Genomic DNA, 21,143 nt, shown 5'->3' on the forward strand with positions numbered 1-21,143 from the left:
CGCGCACGCTGACTCGGCTGGCTATTCCGGTACTGGCAGTCCTGACAGACACCGCTGCACCCACTACCCACCCGGCCAACTTCAGCGGGCCAACCTTTGCCCGTTGCGCTCGCCGCCCGCTGTGCCCGCGGTCTGCGGGATGCTGCTTGGGAAGCCAGCCGCCATCGCATGCCCGCCGCCCACGACATGCGGCAGCCGCGTGCCGCCCGGCGTGGCTCTCGACACCCAGCACCCGTGCATGCGGCGAAGGAGTGCGGCCCCCTGCACCTGGGCGCAGCGCCCGGTACCTGAGTGCGATGCCGCACCTAGGTGCGGCATCTGGCTGGGGCGTTCAGCGCCTGATGCCCCGCATCTGCGTACGGCACCCGACCCCCGGCACCCCTGCCCCCTGCATGCGACGCAAGGAGTGCGGCGTCCGGCATCTGCGCGCAGCGTCCGGCACCTGGGGGCGGTACCCGGTTGCGGTATCTGGATGGAGCGTTGGCGCGTGTACCCGGCACCTGGGGGCGTTGGCGCGTGGTACCCGGTATCTGAGTGGGTTGTGTCGCCCGCCGGGCGGAGGGGTGGGTGGATGGGTGGGTGGGTGCGCGGTGGGTGGAGTGTGGGTGGTTAAGGGGCGTCGGCTGGTTGGGGGCTGAAGGCTTGGTATGTGTGTTGTTGGGAGCGGTCGTCGAATTGGGTTCGGTAGAGCTCTGCGTAGCGCCCGTTGGCTGCGAGGAGTTCTTCGTGGGTTCCGCGTTCTGCGACGTGTCCGGCTTCGATGACGAGGATCAGGTCGGCTGCCCTGACTGTTGACAGACGGTGCGCGATCACCAGTGCTGTCCTGCCCGCCAGGGCCTCCACCAGTGCTTCCTGGACCGCTGCTTCTGATGACGAGTCCAGGTGGGCTGTTGCCTCGTCGAGGATCACCACGCGGGGGTTGGCCAGGAGCAGGCGGGCGATGGTGAGGCGTTGGCGTTCGCCGCCGGAGAGGCGGTAGCCGCGTTCACCCACCACTGTGTCGAGTTGGTCGGGCAGAGACCGCACGAGGTCTGCGAGTCGAGCGTGTGTCAGTGAGTCCCAGAGTTCCTCGTCTGTCGCGGTGGGGCGGGCGAGGCGGAGGTTGTCGCCGATGGACTCGTGGAACAAGTGCCCATCCTGCGTGACCAGGCCCATGGCGTCGCGGATCGACGTGAACGAGAGGTCTTTGACGTCCACACCGGCCAGTTTGATACTCCCGGAATCCACGTCGTAGAGCCGCGGGGCGAGGGAGGCGATGGTCGACTTCCCCGCCCCCGACGAGCCGACGAGGGCGACGAGTTGTCCCGGTTCGGCGCGGAAGGATATTCCGTGCAGCACTTGGTCTCCGCCGCGGCTGTCGAGGGCCGCCACCTCTTCGAGGGATGCCAGCGACACCTTGTCCGCCGCGGGGTAGGAGAAGTCCACGTTCTCGAACTCCACCGACACCGGACCGTCCGGCACCTGCTTGGCGTTCGGCTTCTCCTTGATCAACGGCTCGAGGTCGAGCACTTCGAACACCCGCTCGAAGCTCACCAGCGCGGTCATCACGTCCACGCGGGCGTTGGCCAGACCGGTCAGCGGTTGGTAGAGCCTGGTCAGCAGCAACGCCAGGGTCACCACTGTGCCCGCGTCCAGTTGTCCTTCCAGTGACAGGTATCCGCCCAGGCCGTACACCAAGGCCAACGCCAGCGCGGAGACCAACGACAGCGCGGTCATGAAGAACCACTGGTTCACCGCCGCGCGCACGCCGATGTCCCGCACGCGGCGGGCGCGCCTGCCGAACTCGTTCGACTCGTCCCGCGGGCGGCCGAACAGTTTGATCAAAGTGGCACCAGGAGCGGAGAAGCGCTCGGTCATCTGCGTTGTCATGGCCGCGTTGTGCTCGGCTGCCTCGCGCTCCATTCCGGCCAGTCGCCTGCCCATCCGCCGCGCCGGCAGGTAGAAGATCGGCAACATGATCAACGCCAGCAGGGTGATCTGCCACGACAGCGCGAACATCACCACGAGCGTCAGCACGAGGGCGATGATGTTGTTGGTGACCATGGACAGCGTCATCGTGAACGCGCGCTGCGCGGCGATCACGTCGTTGTTCAGCCTGCTGACGAGGGCGCCTGTCCTCGTTCGGGTGAAAAAGGCGACCGGCATCCGCTGCACGTGGTCGAAGACCGCCTGCCGCAGCCGCAGGATGAGCTCCTCGCCGACGCTCGCCGAGCGCCAGCGTTCGACGATGCCGACGACCGCGTCGACGACCGCGATCGCGGCGATCACCAGGGCGAGCGTGATGACGATACCGCTGCCCTCCTTGTTCATGATCGCGTCCACCACTCGCCCGGCGATCACCGGCGTGGCGACGGCGAGCACCGCGGAGATGGCGCTCAGCAGCAGCAACGCCAGTACGGCGGCGCGCAGCGGCCGGGCGAACCGGATGATCCGGCGCACAGTCGCCCGGCTGATGCGTTTGCCTCCTTCCTGCATGGCGCTCTCCATCGCCATCCAGGACGAGAAGTTCAGGTCCACGGTGCTCTCCCCAAGCTGATTCGTCCGGCGGTCATGGACAGTCTGGAACCTCAACCAATGTTGAGGTCAACTCGTCGGGCAGATCGACCGTAGCGCGTGGGTCTGACATTTCGGAGCGTTCGGCTGAGCACCGCACGATCGCGGAGGTGTGAACGGCTAGGCTCGCAGCCCCGACCGGCCGACACTGCGCAGGAGACGATGACCCGCTACGCACTGCTACTCCTCCCTGCGACGAACCGGGTCTACGCCGAGTCGTCGATCGGGCTGACCGTCGCCGAACTGGGTGTGTTCGACCAGGCTGTGCTCGGCGGCAAGCTCAGCGACATCACCGAGACGCGGATCGGCGGGGTGCCGTACGTCGCGTTCGAAACCGAGGAACTGTCGCCGCGGGACGCGGACTACCTGGCCAACATGTCGGCCATCTACGCGCTGTTCCGCATGGAGGGCCGGTTGCTCGACCCGGTCGAACTGCGCCCGCTGGACAAGTTCGACGACGACCTGATCACGATCCAGAAGTACCAGGGCAAGACCAACGAGCACTTCACCAAGCTCCTGCTCAACGTCACCCTGCTCGCGTCCGCCCGCGCGGGCGAGATGCTCGACCGGCGGTTCAAGGTGATCGATCCCTTGTGCGGCAGGGGAACCACGCTCAACCAGGCGTTGATGTACGGCTACGACGCGGCCGGCCTCGACATCGACGCGAAGGACTTCGAGGCGTACTCGGCGTTCCTGCAGACGTGGCTGAAGCGCAAGCGCCTCAAGCACGACGCCGAAGTCACACGGATTCGCCGTGAGCACAAGAACATCGGCAAACGGCTGCACGTGTCCGTCGGCGTCAGCAAGGAAAGCTACAAGGCAGGCGACGCGCTGGACCTGACGTACATCAACGGCGACACGGCGAAAGCGGCCGAGTTCTACAAGTCAGGCAGCTTCGACCTGGTTGTCGCGGACGCCCCCTACGGCGTCCAGCACGGCAGCCGCACCCAGCAGCACGGCCTGCACCGCAGCCCGCTCGACCTGGTCGAAGCGGCCGCGCCCGGGTGGACCAAGCTGCTCAAACCCGGTGGGGCACTGGGGATTTCGTGGAACACGAACGTCGCACGGCGCGAGGACGTCGCCGACGTGCTCGCCGCGGCCGGCCTCGAACCGGTGGAAACCGCGCCGTACCTGGACTTCGAGCACCGCGTCGACCAGGCGATCGTCCGCGACATCGTGGTCGCCCGCCGCCCATGACAGCTGTGCCACCAATGTGGCCTTCGGCACGTCAAACGCACCGAAGGCCACATTGGTGGCACGAGAGACCTGGTCAGTCCTCGGGGTCTGGTTCGCGGGGCGCCCGGTACGGGTCCGCCTCGCCCGCGGGCTTGGCGCCGGTCGCGATCCGCGCGACCTCCTCGTCGGCTTCCTTGACCTTGGCGAGCAGGTCGTCGATCCGTCTGGCGTCCTCGGGGATCGTGTCGGCGATGAACGTCAGCGTCGGGGTGAACCGGACGCCGGTGCCTTGGCCGACAAGGGATCGGAGCACGCCCTTGGCACTCTCGAGCGCCGCGGCGGCGCCCTTGGTGTCCGGCTCGGCGTTGAGCGAGTCCCCGAACACCGTGTAGTACACGGTGGCGTCCTGCAGGTCGCCGGTCAGCTTGACGTCGGTGATGGTCACCAGCGTCAGCCTGGGGTCCTTGACCTCGTGCTCCAGCGCGGACGCCACGATTTGCTTGATCCGCTTCGCAAGTTTGCGGGCGCGGGCCGGATCGGCCACGGCGCTCCCCTCCTCAATCGTCTGAAAACTACTCGTCCTCGGGACCGACGAGCCGGTGCCGGGCGGACAGCAGCTGCAGTTCGGGACGGCCGGACACGAGCCGCTCGCACGCGTCGAGCAGCTCACGCACGTGCGTGGCGTCCGGCGCCACCGCCGCGACCCCGATCAGGGCGCGGCGATGCAGGTCGAGATGACCGGCTTCGGCCACACTCACCTCGAACTTGCGCCGCAGCTCCGCGACGACCGGACGAACGACCGACCGCTTCTCTTTGAGCGAATGGACGTCACCGAGCAGGATGTCCAGCTCGAGCGCACCGACGTACAACAGGCATCACCATGGGGAATTGTCGTGAGGGAGAACCCGTGCAGGACCTGGAAAACCAGGCCCTGCACGGACTTCGACGATCAGCCGCGCGGCTTCTCGCGCATCTCGAAGGTCTCGATGACGTCACCGACCCGCAGGTCCGAGTAGGACCCGAGCGTGAGACCACACTCGTAGCCCTCGCGGACCTCGGTCACGTCGTCCTTGAACCGACGCAGCGAGCTGACCGGGAGGCTCTCCTGGATCACCTTGCTGTCGCGGATCAACCGGGCCTTGGCGTTGCGCTTGATCTCGCCGGACATCACCAGGCAACCCGCGATCGTGCCGAACTTGGAGGACTTGAACACGTCGCGCACCTCCGCGCGGCCGAGTTCCACCTCCTCGTACTCCGGCTTGAGCATGCCCTTGAGCGCCTGCTCGATCTCGTCGATCGCCTGGTAGATCACCGAGTAGTAGCGGATGTCGATGCCCTCGCGGGTGGCCTGGTCGGCCACCTTCGCCTCGGCCCGCACGTTGAAGCCGAGGATGATCGCGCCGGACGCGATCGCCAGGTCGACGTTCGCCTTGGTGATGCCACCGACACCGCGGTCGATGACCCGCACCTGGACCTCGTCGCCGACCTCGATCTTCATCAGCGCGTCCTCGAGTGCCTCGACGGTACCCGAGTTGTCGCCCTTGATGATCAAGGTGAGCTCGCCGGTCTCCTTCAGCGCCGAGTCCAGGTCCTCCAGCGAGTACCGCTTGAACTTCGCGGCGTTCTGCGCGTTGCGGGTCCTGGCCTGGCGGCGTTCGGCGATCTGCCGTGCCACCCGGTCCTCGTCCACCACGAGGAACGTGTCACCGGCACCCGGCACCGACGTGAAGCCGATGACCTGGACCGGCCGCGACGGCGTCGCCACCGTGACGTCCTCGTTGTACTCGTCGACCATCCGGCGCACGCGGCCGTACGCGTCACCGGCGACGATCGAGTCACCGACGCGCAACGAGCCACGCTGCACCAGCACGGTCGCGACAGGGCCGCGGCCACGGTCGAGGTGGGCCTCGATCGCGACGCCCTGGGCTTCCATGTTCGGGTTGGCCCGCAGGTCCAGCGCCGCGTCGGCGGTCAGCAGGATCGCGTCGAGCAGGCCGTCGATGTTGATGCCCTGCTTGGCCGAGATGTCCACGAACATGGTCTCGCCGCCGTACTCCTCGGCGACCAGGCCGTACTCGGTGAGCTGCTGGCGGATCTTGGCGGGGTTGGCCCCCTCCTTGTCGATCTTGTTCACCGCGACCACGATCGGCACGTTGGCCGCCTGGGCGTGGTTGATCGCCTCCACCGTCTGCGGCATCACGCCGTCGTCGGCCGCGACCACGATCACCGCGATGTCCGTGGCCTGCGCACCACGGGCACGCATGGCGGTGAACGCCTCGTGACCCGGGGTGTCGATGAAGGTGATCAGCCGGTCGTTGCCTTCCAGCTCCGCCTTCACCTGGTACGCACCGATGTGCTGGGTGATACCGCCCGCTTCGCCCTCGATCACGTTCGACTTGCGGATGGTGTCCAGCAGCCGGGTCTTACCGTGGTCGACGTGACCCATGACGGTCACGACCGGCGGACGTGCTTCCAGCGCCTCTTCGCCGCCGGTCGACTCGCCGTAGGTGATGTCGAAGGACTCGAGCAGCTCGCGGTCCTCCTCCTCCGGGCTGACGACCTGCACGGTGTAGTTCATCTCGGTACCGAGCAGCTCGAGCACGTCCTCGGAGACGGACTGCGTCGCCGTGACCATCTCACCGAGGTGGAACAGCACCTGCACCAGCGAAGCCGGGTTGGCGTTGATCTTCTCGGCGAAGTCGGTCAGCGAGGCACCGCGCGGCAGCCGGATGGTCTCCCCGTTGCCCTTGGGCAACCGGACACCGCCGACGCTCGGCGCCTGCATGTTGTCCATGTACTCCTGGCGCTTCTGCCGCTTCGACTTGCGGCCACGGCGCGAGGGACCACCGGGACGGCCGAACGCGCCCGCGGCACCGCCGCGACCGCCGCCACCACCGGGACGGCCACCGCCACCGCGGAAGCCACCGCCACCGGCTGGGGCACCACCGCCACCACCGCCGGGACCGCCGCCACCGGGACGGAAGCCACCGCCTCCGCCACCACCACCGCCGCCACGGAAGCCACCGCCTCCGCCGCCGCCACCGCCGCCACCGCGGAAACCGCCGCCACCGCCACCACCGGGACGGCCACCGCCGCCACCGCCGGGGCCACCACGACCGCCGCCACCGCCACCGGGGCCACCACGGCCACCGCCGCCGGGACCACCGGCGGGCCGCTGCGGACGCGGCGGCATCATGCCCGGGTTCGGGCGCGGCGGCATGTTGCCGGGGCTCGGCCTCGGGCCGGACGGACGGTCACCGCCGCGGTCGCCACGCGGCGGCCGGTCCTGGCGGTCGCCACCCGGACGGGGGCCACGCTCGGGACGGTCGCCACCCTGGCCACCGCCACCGCCGCCGGAACGCGGGCCGGGCGGGCGAGGCGTGGGTGCGCCTCCGCCGACACCGAAGGGGTTGTTACCCGGTCGTGGCGCGCGCGGGCCGGGCTTCGGGGACTGCGGGCGCGGCGGAACCGTGGTGCCGCCGCTGTTGCCGCCACCCTGCTGCTGCGCGGGCTTCGGACCCGGACGCGGACCCTGCCTGTTCGACGAGCCCTCGCCGCGGGTGTCGCCGCGAGTGTCGTTCCTGGCCGCGGCGGGCTTCTGCTGCTGCGGAGCCTGCTGCGGGGACTGTTGCTGTTGCTGTTGCTGCTGCTGCGGCTTCGGGCCGGGACGCGGCCCCGGCTTCACACCGGGACCCTGGCCCGCACCCTGAGCCGGCTTGGCCGCGGGTGCCTGGAACGGAGTCGCCGGGCTCGCGGCCGCTGCCGGAGCGGGCTGCTGCTGCACAGCCGGCTTCGGGGCCGGGATCGCCGGTTTGGCAGGCGTGGCGGACGGCGCCGCTGCCGGGGCAGCGCTCGCCGCGGCCGCGGGGGCCTGCGGTTGGGGTTTCGGAGCCGGCTTCGGGGCCGGCGGACCGGGCCTGGGACCCGGCTTGGCGCCACCTGATTTGGCGCCCTTGGCGTCGCCCGACTTCGGGTACGAATCCCGGAGCCTGCGCGCGACCGGCGCCTCCACCGTGGAGGACGCCGACTTCACGTACTCACCGAGGTCGGCGAGTTTCGTGAGTACTTCCTTGCTCGTGACGCCGAGCTCTTTCGCGAGCTCGTGCACGCGGGCCTTGCCTGCCACTGCTCTCCTCACTGGGGAGGCCGGCGGCAAAAGTACCCGCTCGACCTCGTCCTACCGTCGCACGTTCATGGTGTCGGCTTCACGGCTGACTCATGACGGGTCGACCTGCTTCCTGTGTCCGGCTAGACCAGTTGCCTGATCTTCTGTCGGTCGGGCCTCAGACCCGAGGTGGGCTCGCACCGGGCCGGTGTCGAGCGGCCCCTGGACGCGCAGCGCCCTGGGGAACGCCTTCTTCCGTTCGGCGGAGTCCAGGCACGCCGGGGCGGGGTGCAACCAAGCGCCCCTTCCAGCGTGCCGCCGCCGCGGGTCGGGCACCAGCTCCCCGTCCTCGGCGACCACGCGCAGTAATTCCTCGGCCGACGCCCTGGTCCGGCATCCCACGCACGTCCGGACCGGGCCATGCCCTAGCGGGGGACCCTCTCGACGTGCGGGAACCGGCCCTCGACGACGACCTGCCAAGATTCTACCTACTACTGCCTACTCAGCCGAACCCGACGTCGGTGCCGGCGAATTACCCGGGGCGTTCGCGGCCGTCTCGGCGTCGCTGCGGATGTCGATTCGCCACCCGGTCAGCCGAGCGGCGAGCCGCGCGTTCTGGCCTTCCTTGCCGATCGCGAGCGAGAGCTGGAAGTCCGGTACGACCACCCGCGCGGTCTTCGCGCGCTCGTCGACCACGCGTACGGACACGACCTTCGCAGGTGAGAGGGCATTCCCGACGAACGTGGCCGGATCTTCGGAGAAGTCGATGATGTCGATCTTCTCACCGGCGAGCTCGCTCATCACGTTTCGGACTCGAGCTCCCATCGGTCCGATACACGCGCCCTTGGCGTTCACCCCGGCGACCGTGGAACGGACCGCGATCTTCGACCTGTGTCCTGCCTCACGTGCCACCGCGGGGATCTCCACGGTGCCGTCGGCGATCTCCGGGACCTCCAGCGCGAACAGCCTGCGCACCAGGTTCGGGTGCGTGCGGGAGAGCGTGATCTGCGGCCCGCGACTACCGCGAGTGACGCCCAGGACGTAGCACTTGATCCGCACACCGTGCTCGTAGCGCTCGCCGGGCACCTGCTCGGCCTGGGGCAGCACGCCCTCGGTGTCGCCGACCTGGACCACGACCATGCCGCGGGAGTTCGCCCGCGCGTCGCGCTGCACGACGCCCGCGATGATCTCGCCTTCCTTGGCGGCGAACTCGCCGAAGGTCTTCTCGTGCTCGGCGTCCCGCAGGCGCTGCAGGATGACCTGGCGCGCGGTGGTCGCCGCGATCCGGCCGAAGCCCTCCGGGGTGTCGTCCCACTCCTCGGCGACCTCACCGGCCGGGCCGAGCTTCTGGGCGAGCACGCGGACCACGCCGGTCCGCCGGTCGATGTCGATCTTGGCGTGCGGGACGTGCCCGTCGGTGTGCTTGTACGCGGTGAGCAGTGCCGTTTCGATGGCCTCGATCACCGTCTCGAATGGAATGTCCTTGTCGCGCTCGATGGCGCGCAGCGCGGCGATGTCGACGTTCACCGTTCCCCCTCCTGGCTCCCGCCGCCCAGCCGGTCCAGTTCCTCCGGCGGTGGTTGTTTGAATTCGACCTCGACGACAGCGTGGTCGACGGCGTCGAACGGCACCTGCCGCAGTTCGCCGCCGACGAGCAGCTGCACGTCGTTCTCACTGGCGTCCCCGACGCGGCCGGTGAACGTCTCGTCGCCCGCGCGCACCTTCACCAGGCGCAGCCGCGCACGGCGCCAGTGCCTCGGCTTGGTCAGCGGCCGGTCGATCCCCGGTGAGGTCACTTCCAGGGTGTACGGACCGCCCAGCACGTGGTCGTGCTCGTCGAGCACACCCGACAGGGTGCGGCTGACGCCCGCGACTTCGTCGAGTCCGATCCCGTCCTCGGTGTCGACCACCACTTTCACCAGGCTGCGGCGACCCGCGCGCTGAACGTCGAGCTGCTCCAGCTCGAAGCCTGCCGCGCCAACGGCGTCCCGCACGACGGGCTCGAGCGCCGCGCCGAGATCACCTTGCTGGTTCGCCACGTCCGCCGCTCCTGTTCTGGATGATGGTCTCGATCAATCGAGTGTGTAGCGACAAGCGTATCTCGTCCAGCGGATACCGCCCGGCAGCCATCAAGGGGACTGGCAGGATGACTGTTGTGAAGAGCGTTCCCCGGCGTGCCGTGTTCGCGGTGCTGGCCGTCCCGCTGGTGCCCGCGTGCACCGCCGAGCCCAAGCAGCCACCACCGCCGGATCCGTTGGCAGCATTGGCCGAACAGGCTCGCAAGGACGCTGCCGCGGCGACCGCGCTCGCCCAGTCGTCGCCCGAGCTGGCCGCTGTCGCCGGTGAGGTCGCGAAGGCCCGCACGGCGCACGCTGTCGCGCTGCAGACCGAAGTGGACCGGGAGCGCCCGCCGAAGACCAGCGGGTCCGCGCCACCGCCGTCGTCCGGCGCGCCCGCGGTGGCGGCGACGAAGCAGAAGATGGCCGACGCGTTGAAGGCGGCCGAGAAGCAGGCGGGCGACCTCGTCCCGGCCGTGTCCCGGTACCGGGCCGGGCTGCTGGGGTCGATCGCGGCCGGCTGCGCGAGCCTGCGTGAGGTGATCTGATGACCCAGCCGACGAGCGCGTCCGCGGCGAAGACCGTTCCCGCCGACTCTGTCGACGCGGTGCAGCAGGCGCTGGGCGCCGAGCACGCGGCGATCTGGACCCACGGTCTGGTCAGCGCGTTCCTGCCGAGTTCGTTCAACAACGCGCTCAACGAGGGCGTGACGACCCACCGGGCCCGTCGCGACACCGTCGAACGGGCGCTGACGGCCGCGAAGGTCACGCCGAAGCCCGCCGAGGCCGCGTACGTGCCGCCGCAGCCGGTGACCGATCAGACCTCGAGCCTCGCCGTGCTCGCGCTCGCCGAGACGGACGCGACCGTGGCGTGGCGGTCGGTGCTCGAGCACACGGATGACGCGGATCTGCGCAGGACCGCACTCGAAGCGCTCACCAGCTCGGCCGTCCGCGCGACGAGGTGGCGCAAGGCGGCGGGGACGAAGCCTGCCACCACGGCGATGCCGGGCCAGCCGGCTAGTTCTTGATCTCGTCGCCCTTGATCAGCGCGTCCTTGCTGATGTCGTCGAGTTTGGCCTCGTCCTCTTTCTTGCTGCCGCCCTCGAAGTCCGACTCGACGATGGTGACGTCGTTGCCGTTGAGCTTGTTGGCGAACCCGCCGCCCTTGGACAGCGACTTGAGCCCCGGCACCTTCACGCGGTTCTCCCTGACCAGGTCGTTGACGTTGCCGGTGTCGTCGGTCTCGGTCAGCTTCATCAGCTGCTGGGCACCGGCGGCGTCGGGCATCCGGACCACGGCGACCGAGGTGTAGACCTTCCGGCCGTCGACCGCGACGACGTAGAGCTCACGGCTGAGCTGGGTGCACGGGTTCTTCTCGAAGAACTTCTTGACGTCGTTGTACGAGGCGTTCACGCAGTTGCTGTCGTGCAACGGCTCGGGCACCTGCTCGTGCTTGACGAACGTGTACTTCGTCTGCGGCTTGGTGCCGCCGTCCGTGCCCTGCGACGACGACGTCGAGTTGCCGCCCTGCTGGATCAGCCAGTACAGCATGCCCGACACCACGGCCACGAGGACGAGACCGAGCCCTTTGAGCCCGTACTCACGGGCTTTGCTCTTGCCTGGCCCGGGCGAACGCCGCGGTGCCTGCTGTGGCGGCACTCGCGGGATGCGCGTGGTCTGCTCCGGGCTGGCGGGGTAACGACCCGGGCGGTAAGGATCGGACACGAGTGGCACGGTACCCAGTCGGTCAGCCCCGCAGTGCCGCGAGTACCGATTCGATATCTCCGGCGGTGTTGTAAAGATGGCACGCCAGACGCACGCGACCTGCGCGGATGCTGGATTTCACGCCCGCGGCGGCCAGTTTCTCCCCCGCGTCAGGGATGTCGAGCGAGACGATCGCGGATCCCTTCGGCGCCAACCCGAGCGCGACGAGCAGGCCGTCGGCGAGGCCGACGCAGTGGTCCCTGACCGCCTCGATGTCCAGCGACGCGAGCCACGGCACCACGATGGCCGCGACGAGCTGCGAGAACCACACCGGCGAGAGGTCGAGCCTGCGGGCGTCGCCCGCCAGTCGCAGCGGCAGCCCGTAGACCGTGGTCCACGGGTCGTCGCCGGCGTACCAGTTCGCCGCGATGGGAACGGTGCGCTCCAGCACTTCCGGCTTCACCGCGAGCCACGCGGCACCGCGTGGCGACATCAACCACTTGTAGCAGGCACCGATCACCCAGTCGGCCCAGTCCAGCCGCAGCGGCATCCACCCGGCTGCCTGCGTGACGTCGAGCATGACCTGGGTCCCGGACGCCGCCGCCGCGTCGCGTAACGATTCGAGATCGAGCACCGTGCCGTCGGCGGACTGCACGACGCTCACCGCGACGAGATCGAATCGGTCCACTTGGGACGGTAAGTCGGCCGGGTTCGCCTCGGTCACCGTGATCCCGCGATGTGCCTGTGCGGCAAAGGGGAACGTGACGCTGGTGAACTCGCCGCCGAGGGTGAGCACCCGCGTGCCGTCCGGAACGCTCGCGGCGACCATGCTGACGAGCTGGGAAACGCTTGCGCCCGTGGCGACTCTGCTTTCGTCCACGCCGATCAGCGAGCCCCATGCCTTGCGGGCGAGCCGGACGTCCGCGTCGAAGTCCGGCGCGCTGTCCGCACCGGACTGCCAGCGCCTCACCGCGTCGAGCAGACCGTCGACAGCTACTTTCGGTGGGATTCCGATACTCGCCGTGTTGAAGTACCCGGCTGACACGTCGAATGTCTGACCGAATGCGATGCGCACGGCTGGGACGTTACCCGGCATGATCCCGGATATGTACAGCGAAGAATTCCGAATCAGTACCGGAGGCCGGGAAGTCGTCCACGATCTGACCGAACAATGCACACGTTTTCTGTCCGGCGCCGACGCCGCCGACGGCCTGCTGCACGTGTGGGTGCCGCACGCGACCGCCGGGCTCGCCGTGATCGAGACGGGCGCGGGCAGTGACGACGACCTGCTGACCGCCCTCGGTGACCTGCTGCCCAAGGACAACAGGTGGCAGCACCGGCACGGGTCGCCGGGGCACGGGCGCGACCACGTCCTGCCCGCGTTCCTGCCGCCGTACGCGAGCGTGCCGGTGCTCGACGGCCGGCTGACTCTGGGCACCTGGCAATCGATTTGCCTGGTGGACACCAATGTGGACAACCCGGTCCGAACCGTTCGGCTGAGCTTTCTCGCGGGATAGCGCACCGATATAAATAAACATTCGTTGAAATACCGGCGCGCCCCGTTAGACGCTGACGGTCACGACGAGCTACCGTTCGAGTGTGGTTCTGCGACGGCCGACACGGCTCCTCGTGACGCTCGGCGTCGTGGCGATGCTGCTCGTCGTCGGCGGGATCGCCGCTGCCTCGCTGCTCAGCCGCAAGAACGAGGTCCCCGCGGCCCCGTACGACGAGCCTGTGTCCGCACCCGCGCACGACTCGTGGCAGGTGGTCACCGACAGCGCCGCGAAGCTGGCCTTCGAGGTGCCGCCGGACTGGGAACTCGCGGCCGACGACGAGTCGCTGACCACGTCGAACGGCGTCAAACTCGGCCACCTCGCCGACTGGGGCCGTTACTCGTGCCAAGGCGCGGAGTACGGCCGGGCGTTCGCGGCCAGCGGCGTCGCCCAGCCCGACCGCAAACCCGGCAAGGCCGCGGGTGAGCTCGCCGCCGCCGTCGCGGCCGACCAGTACAGCGACGGCCACCGGACCGCGTCGGTCAAAGTCGAGAAGCCGCAGCCGCTCTCGGTGGACGGCGCGCAGGGAGCGCTGGTGCGGGCCGAGGCCACGTTGCCGGAGGGCGACGAGCCGGACGAGTGCACCGGCAGCAAGGGCACGGTCACCGTGGTCGCATTGGCCACCTCGGCGGGCAACTCGGTGCTGGTGATCGCCGCCGACTCCGTGCCGGGGCCGGACGAGCCGACACCGCTGGCCGATCCGGCCCGGCTGGACGCGATCGTCAAGAGCCTGCGGGTTGCTCCGTAGGTTCGTGCATGGCCACCAACGCCTTGAGCGCCGCTATCTCCGCCGCGAGCGCAGCGCGGCCGGTGCCGGTGATGCTCACCCAGGTCCGCGGTCGCCTGCCTTCGTAGCCCTTCTCGATGTCGAGCAGCCCGGCCTCGTTCAGCACGGTGATGTGCCGCGAGAGGTTGCCGCCGGTCAGGTCGAGCGCTTCGCGCAGGTAGCCGAACTCGACCCGTCGGGATTCCGCGGCGATGGTCAGGATGCCGAGCCGATGCCGTTGGTGCACAACGTCGTTCATGTCGCTCGTGGGGTGCGCACTCATCGGGCGGCACGCCTCGGTTCAACGAGTGCGATCACGCCGCCAAGGATAGGCACCGCGGCGGGCATGGCCACGTCCACCAGGACGCGCACCTGCAAGGGCACCGCGAAGCCGACGACCGAGACCGACAACCCCGACAAGTTGGTGTGCAGGCTGAACGCCGCGAACAGCACGCCGATCCCGGTGAGCAGCGGGCTGCGTTCCACCCACGCCAGTGCCGGCAACGCCACGGCGATGACCAGCAGCGCCGCGAGTCCGTTGATCATGTAGACGGCGCTGGCCGAGAACGCGACCATCGAGAACAGCGTCGTGGCGAACGCGCTCAGCACGCGAAGCCTCCGCCACCGCACACCAGCGAGAACGGCGGCGCAGATCAGGATCCTGTCTGGAAAGCGTTGCCGTGCCGATCGGATGCCTTGCCACGCGCCGAGAGCGTGATCTCCGCACACCGACAGTCGATGACCGCGTCGGCGAGGTCCGGTGAAGCCGTTCTGTACATCTTGAACCCCAACTTGCTTGTTTTGCAATTCAGTTTGCAATGCAAACTTAGCGACCGTCAACCAGGTGTCTCGATGAGCGGGCAGTCATGAGCAGGAGGCACGCGACACGCCGAAGAGGTCGCTCGATCGTGCCACTATGTCCAGGTGGGTAACCGAACGCTCGTACTGTGGGACATCGACCTGACCCTCGTCGACCTGACCGGCATCGGCCGCGAGTGGTACTCCGCAGCGCTGGCCAACACGCTCGGGCTCACCCTGACGTACGTGCCCGCGTTCCCCGGGCGCACCGAACGGGCGATCACCCACGAGCTGCTCTCCGCGCACGGCGCGCAGGGCACCGAGGAGGAGATCCAGGCGATCTTCGCCGAGCTGATCGCCATCGCCGAGTCCGAACGGCACGTGCTGCGCGACCGCGGCCACGTGCTGCCCGGCGTCCCGGAAGCGCTCGCCAGACTCGCCGAACACGACCACGTGGTGCAGACCCTGGTCACCGGCAACCTCGCCGAGGTCTCCCACGTCAAGCTGGCCCCGTTCGGCCTGCTCGACCACATCGACCTGGAGATCGGCGGGTACGGATCGCTGTCGGCCGAACGCAGCGACCTCGTCTCGGCCGCGATGGACCTGGCCGGGCGCAAGCACGGCGGGTTCTTCGAGCCGGAGTCGGTCGTGGTCATCGGCGACACACCGCACGACGTCCGCGCCGCGTTGCACCACGGCGCCGTCGCGATCGGCGTCGGCACCGGCAGGCACAGCCTGACCTCGCTGCGGGAGGCCGGAGCGCACGCCGTGTTCCGTGACCTGTCCGACACCGAGAAAGTACTTTCCGCAGTTCTCGATAGGCAGCCGCCCGGCGGTCGCTAGTCTCATGCCCGTGAGTGCTCCAGGTGGGGGATACAAAGGCCTCGGCTACTACGACGAGAAGCCGCAGGCGAAGAAGCCGACCGGCCTGATCGTGGCGGTGGTCGTCGCCGCCGTGGTCGTGGTCGGCCTGGTCGCGGCACTGGTGATCGCCAAACCGACCTCATCGGTGACCGGCGAACCGCTGGCCGTGGCGAACCCGACGACGCCGTCGACCGAGAAGTCCGGCCCGTCCAACAACCCGCTCCAGCCCAAGCCGACCGGCAAGCCGAAGGTGGACGGCTGGAAGGTGATCGCGGTCAACAACGGCAAGGAGCTCAAGACGTCGAAGGGGTACGACGTCCCGCCCACCTGGGAGCCGCTGACGTCGTCGGCCGTGTTCGGCGAGGGCGCCAACGCGCTGTCGCTGTTCACCCCCGGCATCTTCCAGAAGGGCTTCTGCACCGGATCGCCGAACTCGTTCCGCGCCATCGCCGGCCTGCTGACCGTGCCCAACGAGGGCGACAACCCGACCCAGTCCAAGGCCGCGGCCCAGCGCGTGGGCGAGGCCGTGTACACGAACAAGGCCGGGGTGAAGCCCCAGGCCACGTTCAGCGAGCCCAAGCCAGTCACGATCGACGGGAACAAGAAGGCCTCCGTGGTCACGGCGACGCTCGCGATCACCCCCGGCCCCGAGGACAAGTGCCCGACGACCTCGGCCGCCGTGAGCGTCGCGGTCATCGAGTCCAAGCCCGAGGACAAGACCAGCATCGTCATCGCCGCCATCGGCGACCAGGGCGTGCCCGACGCGGTCCCGCCGGCCGACTTCGAGAAGGTCGTCACCAGCCTGCACCCGGTCAACTGAGTCCCGTCCCGAGCACGCACAGCGGAAAGCCCCCGGCCATGGTGGCCGGGGGCTTTCCGCTTGCCTGGGAACTCAGCCGCGCACCAGCGCCCTGAGGTGCTCGACCACGCCGTCGACCGCGGTCTCCTCGCGGTCGCCGCTGCGGCGGTCCTTGACCTCGACGACCCCGTTGGCCAGGCCACGGCCGACCACCACGATCGTCGGCACGCCGATCAGTTCGGCGTCCGCGAACTTCACGCCGGGCGAGGCCTTCCGGTCGTCCAGCAGGACGCTCACCCCGGCCTCGTCCAGCTCGGCGGCCAGCTTCTCCGCGTACTGCCTGATGCTGTCGTCCTTGCCCGCCATCACGACGTGCAGGTCGAAGGGGCTGACGTTGCGCGGCCAGACCAGGCCCTTGTCGTCGTTGTACTGCTCGGCGATCACGGCGACCGCTCGGGAGACGCCGATGCCGTACGAGCCCATGGTGATCCGGATCGGCTTCGAGTCCGGGCCGAGCGCGTCGAGCTGGAACGCGTCCGCGTACTTGCGGCCCAGCTGGAAGATGTGGCCGATCTCGATGCCGCGCGCCGCCACCAGGGTGCCTTCACCGTCCGGCGCCGGGTCGCCTTCCCTGACCTCGGCCGCCTCGATCGTCCCGTCCGGGGTGAAGTCCCTGCCGCACACCAGGTCCACGACGTGGTGGTCGGCCTTGTCCGCACCCGTCACCCACGCGGTGCCGCGCACGACGCGGGGGTCGACCAGGTAGCGCACACCGTTCTCGATCAGCGCACCCGGACCGATGTATCCCTTGACCAGGAACGGGTTCCGCGCGAAGTCCTTGTCCTCGAGCAGCGACACCTCGGCCGGTTCGACCGACGCCTCGAGGCGCTTCATGTCGACCTCGCGGTCGCCCGGCACGCCGACGGCCAGCAGCGTCCAGTCCTTCTCACCCGGCTTCTTCGTCTTGACGAGCACGTTCTTCAACGTGTCCGCCGCGGTGAACTTCCGGTCCAGCTCGGAGTTGTTCAGGAAGTCGACGAGCGTCTCGATCGTCGGCGTGTTCGGCGTGTGGTGCACCTGCGCGGCCGGCTTGTCCTCAACGGACTGCTCGGCGGGCGCCGGCGTGACGACGGCTTCCACGTTGGCCGCGTAGTCCGAACCGGTGCTGCGGACGTAGGTGTCCTCACCGGACGCCGCGACCGCGAGGAACTCCTCGGAGGCCGAGCCGCCCATCGCGCCGGACGTGGCCTTGACGATCACGTACTCCATGCCGAGCCGGTCGAACGTCTTGATGTAGGCGTCCCGGTGCAGCTGGTACGACCGCGCCAGGCCCTCGTCGTCCAGGTCGAACGAGTACGAGTCCTTCATGACGAACTCACGGCCGCGCAGGATGCCCGCGCGGGGACGGGCTTCGTCGCGGTACTTCGTCTGGATCTGGTACAGGATGACCGGGTAGTCCTTGTACGAGCTGTACTCGCCCTTCACCGTCAGCGCGAAGAGCTCCTCGTGCGTGGGGCCGAGCAGGTAGTCGGCGCCCTTGCGGTCCTTGAGGCGGAACAGGTTGGGGCCGTACTCGGTCCACCGGTTGGTCGCCTCGTAGGGCTCGCGGGGCAGCAGCGCGGGGAACTGGATCTCCTGCGCGCCCATCGCGTCCATCTCCTCGCGGACGATGGCCTCGACCTTGCGCAGCACGCGCATGCCCAGCGGCAGCCAGGAGTAACCGCCCGGAGCCACCCGGCGGACGTAGCCGGCGCGTACCAGCAGCTTGTGGCTGGGTACCTCGGCGTCCGCCGGATCCTCGCGCAAAGTGCGCAGGAACAGCGACGACATCCTGGTGATCACGGCGTTCACTCCTCGTGGCGATTGTGGAAAAGAGCGTAGTGAACGCCGTCCGACCACTTCCAACCGGTCAAACGACCCGGTCGTTGCCGCCGTCGACCGGGACCTGCGCGCCGGTCGTGAACGCGAACGTCGCCGAGCACATCTGCGCGACGAGCCTGCCCACTCCGGCGCTGGTGACCTCGGTTTTCAGCAGGTTGCGCCGCTTGTACTCGCTGATGGACAGGCCGTAGTGCGCGGCGCGCTGCTCCAGTACCCCGGCCGTCCACAGGCCGGTGTCGAAAACAGCGTCCGGATGGACCGTGTTGACGCGAATCCCGTCCGCGGCCCATTCCAGGGCCGCGACCCTGGCCAACTGCGTCACGGCCGCTTTGGAGGCCGAATACGCCGCCGCGCCCGGCCCCGGGGCAGGCACGTTCTTCGACGCGATCAGCACGACCCGGCCGCCGTTGGGCGCCAGCTTGAGGAACGGGTGGACCTGGGTGAACAGCTCCGCGATGGCGTCGGTGTTCACCGCGAGGGTCCGCCGCCACGTCGCGTGGTCGAGGTCTGCGATGGCCGTGTTGCCCGGGAACACGCCCGCGGACGGCACGACCATGTCGATGCCACCGAACCGTTCGACGCCCTGCGCGATCGCTTGCCTGACCGCGTCCGCGTCGGTCACGTCCACCTGCAGACCGAGGTAGTCGGCACTGCTGTCGGACGGCGTCAGGTCCAGCCCGACGACGCTGGCGCCCTTGGCGCGCAGTGCCTGCACACACGCCTGGCCGATGCCCGACGCGGCCCCGGTGACCAGCGCGACCTCGCCGGTGAACTCCGCCGGTGCGCCTGCCAGCTTGAGTTTCGCCTGTTCCAGCTCCCAGTACTCGACGTCGAACAGGTCCTTCTCGCCGAGCGCCCGATACGTGCCGATCCGCTCCGCGTCCTCGATGATCCGGACCGTGTGGCGGTAGATGTCCGCGGCGATGTCGGCGTCCTTGGCCCGTTTGCCGATCGCCAGCATCCCCAGTCGCGGGTCGAGGACCACGCGCGGCTGCGGGTCCAGCATCACCAGCCCGTCGGTGGCGTTGCGGTCGAAGTACTCGCGGTAGGCGCGGCGGAACGCGTCGACGTCCGTGCCGACCAGCGGGACGCGTTTGGTGCGGATGACGTGGTCCGGGGTGGCCGGGCCGCGCGTGGCCACGTCGGCGAGGTCGGGCCTGGTCACGAACGCCATCGTGGCCGGGTCCGTGTGCCTGCTGACGATCATCGGGCCGATGTCCTTGCGGATGCGGGCGATGGTCAGCGGGTCGACCACGACCGGCTCGCCTCGGCCCGTGCTCTCGCCGATGCGCGCCTCGGCCTCGCTGACCAGCTGGATGTGCCGGTCGTACGCCTGCTTCGCGGTGTCGCCGAACGTGAACAGGCCGTGGTTCATCAGCACGACACCGGCGATGTCGTCGGTCAACTGCTCGGCGAACAGCTCCGCGGCCGTGCGGGCGAGCTGGAAACCGGGCATCACGTACGGCACGACGATGACCCTGTCGCCGTAGACCTCCTTGACCAACGGCTCGCTCTGGTTGGTGAGCGTGATCACCGCGTCGGCGTGGCTGTGCAGCACCGAGGTGTGCGGCAGGACGACGTGCAGCAGGGTTTCCACGCTGGGGTCAGGGGCTTTCGCGTCGAGCAGCGCGCAGCGCAGTTCGTTCATCATCCGGCTGTCGGGCAGCTCCCGGAGTTCGGCCAGCCGCCGCAACCGGTCGAGGCGCAGCGGCGCGAACCCGGGGCGCTCGATGGTCGCCAGATCCCAGCCGCTTCCCTTGACGTACAGCACTTCCACCGGTTCGCCGGTGATGTCGGCGACGGTCGCCTTGACCGAGGTGTTCCCACCGCCGTGCAGCACCAGGCCGGGCTCGGCGCCGAGCAGCCGCGAGGCCTGCACGCAGTCGTCGAGCGGGTCCGGACACGTTTCAGCCCAGCGGTTTCGCATCGATGATCCGTTCGTCGGTGATGATCGCGGTGACCAGGTCGGCGGGGGTGACGTCGAAGGCGAAGTTCAGCGCGGCGCTGCCGTCCGGCGTGTGGTCGCCGAGGACCTCGGCGGCGTCCCGGATCTCGATCTCGACCGACGCGCCGTCCGGTGTGGCCATGTCGACGGTGGATTCCGGTGCGGCGACCAGGAAGGGGACGTTCGCGCGGGCGGCGGCGAGCGCCAGCGGGTACGTGCCGATCTTGTTGACCACGTCCCCGTTGGCCGCGATCCGGTCGGCGCCGACGAGCACGGCCTGGACCAGTCCCCTGGCCAGCACGGTCGCACCTGCGGAGTCGACGACGACGGTGTGTTCGACGCCCATCTGCCGCAGTTCCCACGCGGTCAGCCGCGCGCCTTGCAGCAGCGGGCGTGTTTCGTCCAGGTACACGTGGCCCAACGCGTCACGCTCTTGGAGCGCACGGACAACGCCGAGCGCGGTTCCCCACTCCACACACGCGAGCGCGCCCGCGTTGCAGTGGGTGTGCACGTTGATTCGCGGTCCGACGTTGTCGACCAGCCACTGCGCGCCCCTCCTGCCGAGGTCGCTGTGGCGCCTGACGTCGCCCTCGAGGATGTGCTTGGCCGTCTCGACCATGGCGTCCGTGCCCTGATCGAGCTTGGCGAGGACCTGGTTGACGCCCCACGACAGGTTGACCGCGGTCGGGCGGGCTTTGCTCAGCTTGTCGGCGGCTGCCGGCACATCGTCGCCGTTCCTGGCGGCCAGTGCGACGCCGAGGGCACCCGCGACCCCCAGTGCGGGCGCGCCGCGTACGGCGAGGCGCTTGATCGCGTCGATGAGCTCGTCGACCGTGTCGATGTCGACGACCTTGAAAGTACCGGGCAGCAGGGTCTGGTCGATCAGGACAATTCGCTCGTTCTTCCAGTCGATCGTCCGCATGCGGTCCACTCTTCCAGTTCG

The 21,143-nt window shown here is 69.0% G+C and carries 21 protein-coding genes; 7 read left to right on the forward strand and 14 right to left on the reverse strand.

Annotation, left to right across the window (positions count from 1 at the left end; genetic code table 11):
• Positions 1-609: 609 nt before the first annotated feature.
• Positions 610-2,487: an ABC transporter ATP-binding protein gene (locus AOZ06_RS44265; protein WP_157233917.1), complete on the reverse strand. Its 1,878-nt coding sequence runs from the start codon at positions 2,485-2,487 to the stop codon at positions 610-612.
• A gap of 228 nt (positions 2,488-2,715) precedes the next feature.
• Between AOZ06_RS44265 and AOZ06_RS44270 the strand changes: the two genes are divergently transcribed.
• Positions 2,716-3,750, forward strand: a complete 1,035-nt coding sequence (locus AOZ06_RS44270) for a TRM11 family SAM-dependent methyltransferase (RefSeq protein ID WP_054294837.1) — start codon at positions 2,716-2,718, stop codon at positions 3,748-3,750.
• A 73-nt stretch (positions 3,751-3,823) separates the two neighbouring features.
• Here AOZ06_RS44270 and rbfA read toward each other — a convergent pair whose 3' ends face one another.
• The 6 genes from rbfA to rimP all read right to left on the reverse strand — a co-directional run bounded on the left by rbfA (position 3,824) and on the right by rimP (position 9,873).
• Positions 3,824-4,273 (reverse strand): 30S ribosome-binding factor RbfA, encoded by a 450-nt coding sequence (gene rbfA, locus AOZ06_RS44275; RefSeq protein WP_054294838.1) that lies wholly within the window; start codon positions 4,271-4,273, stop codon positions 3,824-3,826.
• A 28-nt stretch (positions 4,274-4,301) separates the two neighbouring features.
• The gene (locus tag AOZ06_RS44280; RefSeq protein ID WP_054294839.1) at positions 4,302-4,598 is read right to left on the reverse strand and encodes a DUF503 domain-containing protein; all 297 of its coding nucleotides are present in this window, start codon (positions 4,596-4,598) and stop codon (positions 4,302-4,304) included.
• A gap of 80 nt (positions 4,599-4,678) precedes the next feature.
• A complete protein-coding gene (infB, locus tag AOZ06_RS44285) occupies positions 4,679-7,855 on the reverse strand; it encodes a translation initiation factor IF-2 (RefSeq protein ID WP_054294840.1) in 3,177 nt (1,058 codons plus the stop codon).
• 90 nt (positions 7,856-7,945) lie between these two features.
• The gene (locus AOZ06_RS55425; RefSeq protein WP_236951934.1) at positions 7,946-8,236 is read right to left on the reverse strand and encodes a YlxR family protein; all 291 of its coding nucleotides are present in this window, start codon (positions 8,234-8,236) and stop codon (positions 7,946-7,948) included.
• Between the two features lie 96 nt (positions 8,237-8,332).
• Positions 8,333-9,361 (reverse strand): transcription termination factor NusA, encoded by a 1,029-nt coding sequence (gene nusA, locus AOZ06_RS44290; protein ID WP_054294841.1) that lies wholly within the window; start codon positions 9,359-9,361, stop codon positions 8,333-8,335.
• Positions 9,358-9,873, reverse strand: a complete 516-nt coding sequence (rimP, locus tag AOZ06_RS44295; protein ID WP_054294842.1) for a ribosome maturation factor RimP — start codon at positions 9,871-9,873, stop codon at positions 9,358-9,360. Before rimP ends, nusA begins: the two co-directional genes overlap by 4 nt.
• Before the next feature lie 107 nt (positions 9,874-9,980).
• On the opposite strand from rimP, the gene AOZ06_RS57390 reads away from it, so the two are divergent.
• Positions 9,981-10,439, forward strand: coding sequence for a hypothetical protein (locus AOZ06_RS57390; RefSeq protein ID WP_054294843.1), 459 nt, complete (start codon positions 9,981-9,983; stop codon positions 10,437-10,439).
• Positions 10,439-10,918, forward strand: a complete 480-nt coding sequence (locus AOZ06_RS57395; protein WP_054294844.1) for a ferritin-like domain-containing protein — start codon at positions 10,439-10,441, stop codon at positions 10,916-10,918. The genes AOZ06_RS57390 and AOZ06_RS57395 overlap by 1 nt, the downstream gene beginning before the upstream one ends.
• Here the strand turns inward: AOZ06_RS57395 and AOZ06_RS44310 are convergent.
• Together AOZ06_RS44310 and AOZ06_RS44315 are read right to left on the reverse strand one after the other, a co-directional pair.
• A complete protein-coding gene (locus AOZ06_RS44310; protein WP_157233580.1) occupies positions 10,908-11,615 on the reverse strand; it encodes a hypothetical protein in 708 nt (235 codons plus the stop codon). The two genes, AOZ06_RS57395 and AOZ06_RS44310, sit on opposite strands and share 11 nt — an antisense overlap.
• Before the next feature lie 22 nt (positions 11,616-11,637).
• Positions 11,638-12,669, reverse strand: coding sequence for an aminotransferase class V-fold PLP-dependent enzyme (locus AOZ06_RS44315; RefSeq protein ID WP_179950781.1), 1,032 nt, complete (start codon positions 12,667-12,669; stop codon positions 11,638-11,640).
• Between the two features lie 31 nt (positions 12,670-12,700).
• Between AOZ06_RS44315 and AOZ06_RS44320 the strand changes: the two genes are divergently transcribed.
• Positions 12,701-13,111, forward strand: coding sequence for a secondary thiamine-phosphate synthase enzyme YjbQ (locus tag AOZ06_RS44320; RefSeq protein ID WP_054294847.1), 411 nt, complete (start codon positions 12,701-12,703; stop codon positions 13,109-13,111).
• 82 nt (positions 13,112-13,193) lie between these two features.
• Positions 13,194-13,895 (forward strand): DUF8017 domain-containing protein, encoded by a 702-nt coding sequence (locus tag AOZ06_RS44325; protein WP_157233581.1) that lies wholly within the window; start codon positions 13,194-13,196, stop codon positions 13,893-13,895.
• Here AOZ06_RS44325 and AOZ06_RS44330 read toward each other — a convergent pair.
• Positions 13,870-14,172 carry a transcriptional regulator gene (locus AOZ06_RS44330; RefSeq protein ID WP_225953050.1) on the reverse strand — a complete coding sequence of 101 codons (303 nt, stop codon included), beginning with the start codon at positions 14,170-14,172 and terminating at the stop codon, positions 13,870-13,872. The two genes, AOZ06_RS44325 and AOZ06_RS44330, sit on opposite strands and share 26 nt — an antisense overlap.
• A gap of 20 nt (positions 14,173-14,192) precedes the next feature.
• Entirely contained in the window at positions 14,193-14,522 is a 330-nt protein-coding gene (locus tag AOZ06_RS44335; protein WP_054294850.1) for a hypothetical protein, read from the reverse strand.
• A 315-nt stretch (positions 14,523-14,837) separates the two neighbouring features.
• On the opposite strand from AOZ06_RS44335, the gene AOZ06_RS44340 reads away from it, so the two are divergent.
• Positions 14,838-15,554 (forward strand): HAD family hydrolase, encoded by a 717-nt coding sequence (locus tag AOZ06_RS44340; protein WP_054294851.1) that lies wholly within the window; start codon positions 14,838-14,840, stop codon positions 15,552-15,554.
• Positions 15,555-15,564: 10 nt separating this feature from the next.
• A complete protein-coding gene (locus AOZ06_RS44345) occupies positions 15,565-16,395 on the forward strand; it encodes a DUF8017 domain-containing protein (RefSeq protein ID WP_157233582.1) in 831 nt (276 codons plus the stop codon).
• Positions 16,396-16,467: 72 nt separating this feature from the next.
• Here the strand turns inward: AOZ06_RS44345 and AOZ06_RS44350 are convergent, their stop codons facing one another.
• The 3 genes from AOZ06_RS44350 to mtnA form a co-directional block, all read right to left on the reverse strand.
• A complete protein-coding gene (locus tag AOZ06_RS44350; RefSeq protein ID WP_054297379.1) occupies positions 16,468-18,216 on the reverse strand; it encodes a proline--tRNA ligase in 1,749 nt (582 codons plus the stop codon).
• A 67-nt stretch (positions 18,217-18,283) separates the two neighbouring features.
• Positions 18,284-20,182, reverse strand: a complete 1,899-nt coding sequence (locus tag AOZ06_RS44355; protein ID WP_054294853.1) for a bifunctional aldolase/short-chain dehydrogenase — start codon at positions 20,180-20,182, stop codon at positions 18,284-18,286.
• Positions 20,163-21,122: an S-methyl-5-thioribose-1-phosphate isomerase gene (gene mtnA, locus AOZ06_RS44360; protein ID WP_054297380.1), complete on the reverse strand. Its 960-nt coding sequence runs from the start codon at positions 21,120-21,122 to the stop codon at positions 20,163-20,165. Before mtnA ends, AOZ06_RS44355 begins: the two co-directional genes overlap by 20 nt.
• Positions 21,123-21,143: the final 21 nt, after the last annotated feature.

The sequence above is a fragment of the Kibdelosporangium phytohabitans genome, from assembly GCF_001302585.1.
Taxonomy (GTDB): domain Bacteria; phylum Actinomycetota; class Actinomycetes; order Mycobacteriales; family Pseudonocardiaceae; genus Kibdelosporangium; species Kibdelosporangium phytohabitans.

Bases quoted from the DNA above. Each gene is read 5' to 3' on its own strand.
- AOZ06_RS44355 (WP_054294853.1), bottom strand. From the start codon at position 20,182: ATGCGAAACCGCTGGGCTGAAACGTGTCCGGACCCGCTCGACGACTGC.
- AOZ06_RS44265 (WP_157233917.1), bottom strand. From the start codon at position 2,487: ATGGAGAGCGCCATGCAGGAAGGAGGCAAACGCATCAGCCGGGCGACT.
- AOZ06_RS57390 (WP_054294843.1), top strand. From the start codon at position 9,981: ATGACTGTTGTGAAGAGCGTTCCCCGGCGTGCCGTGTTCGCGGTGCTG.
- AOZ06_RS44270 (WP_054294837.1), top strand. From the start codon at position 2,716: ATGACCCGCTACGCACTGCTACTCCTCCCTGCGACGAACCGGGTCTAC.
- AOZ06_RS44330 (WP_225953050.1), bottom strand. From the start codon at position 14,172: ATGAACGACGTTGTGCACCAACGGCATCGGCTCGGCATCCTGACCATC.
- AOZ06_RS57395 (WP_054294844.1), top strand. From the start codon at position 10,439: ATGACCCAGCCGACGAGCGCGTCCGCGGCGAAGACCGTTCCCGCCGAC.
- mtnA (WP_054297380.1), bottom strand. From the start codon at position 21,122: ATGCGGACGATCGACTGGAAGAACGAGCGAATTGTCCTGATCGACCAG.
- AOZ06_RS44320 (WP_054294847.1), top strand. From the start codon at position 12,701: ATGTACAGCGAAGAATTCCGAATCAGTACCGGAGGCCGGGAAGTCGTC.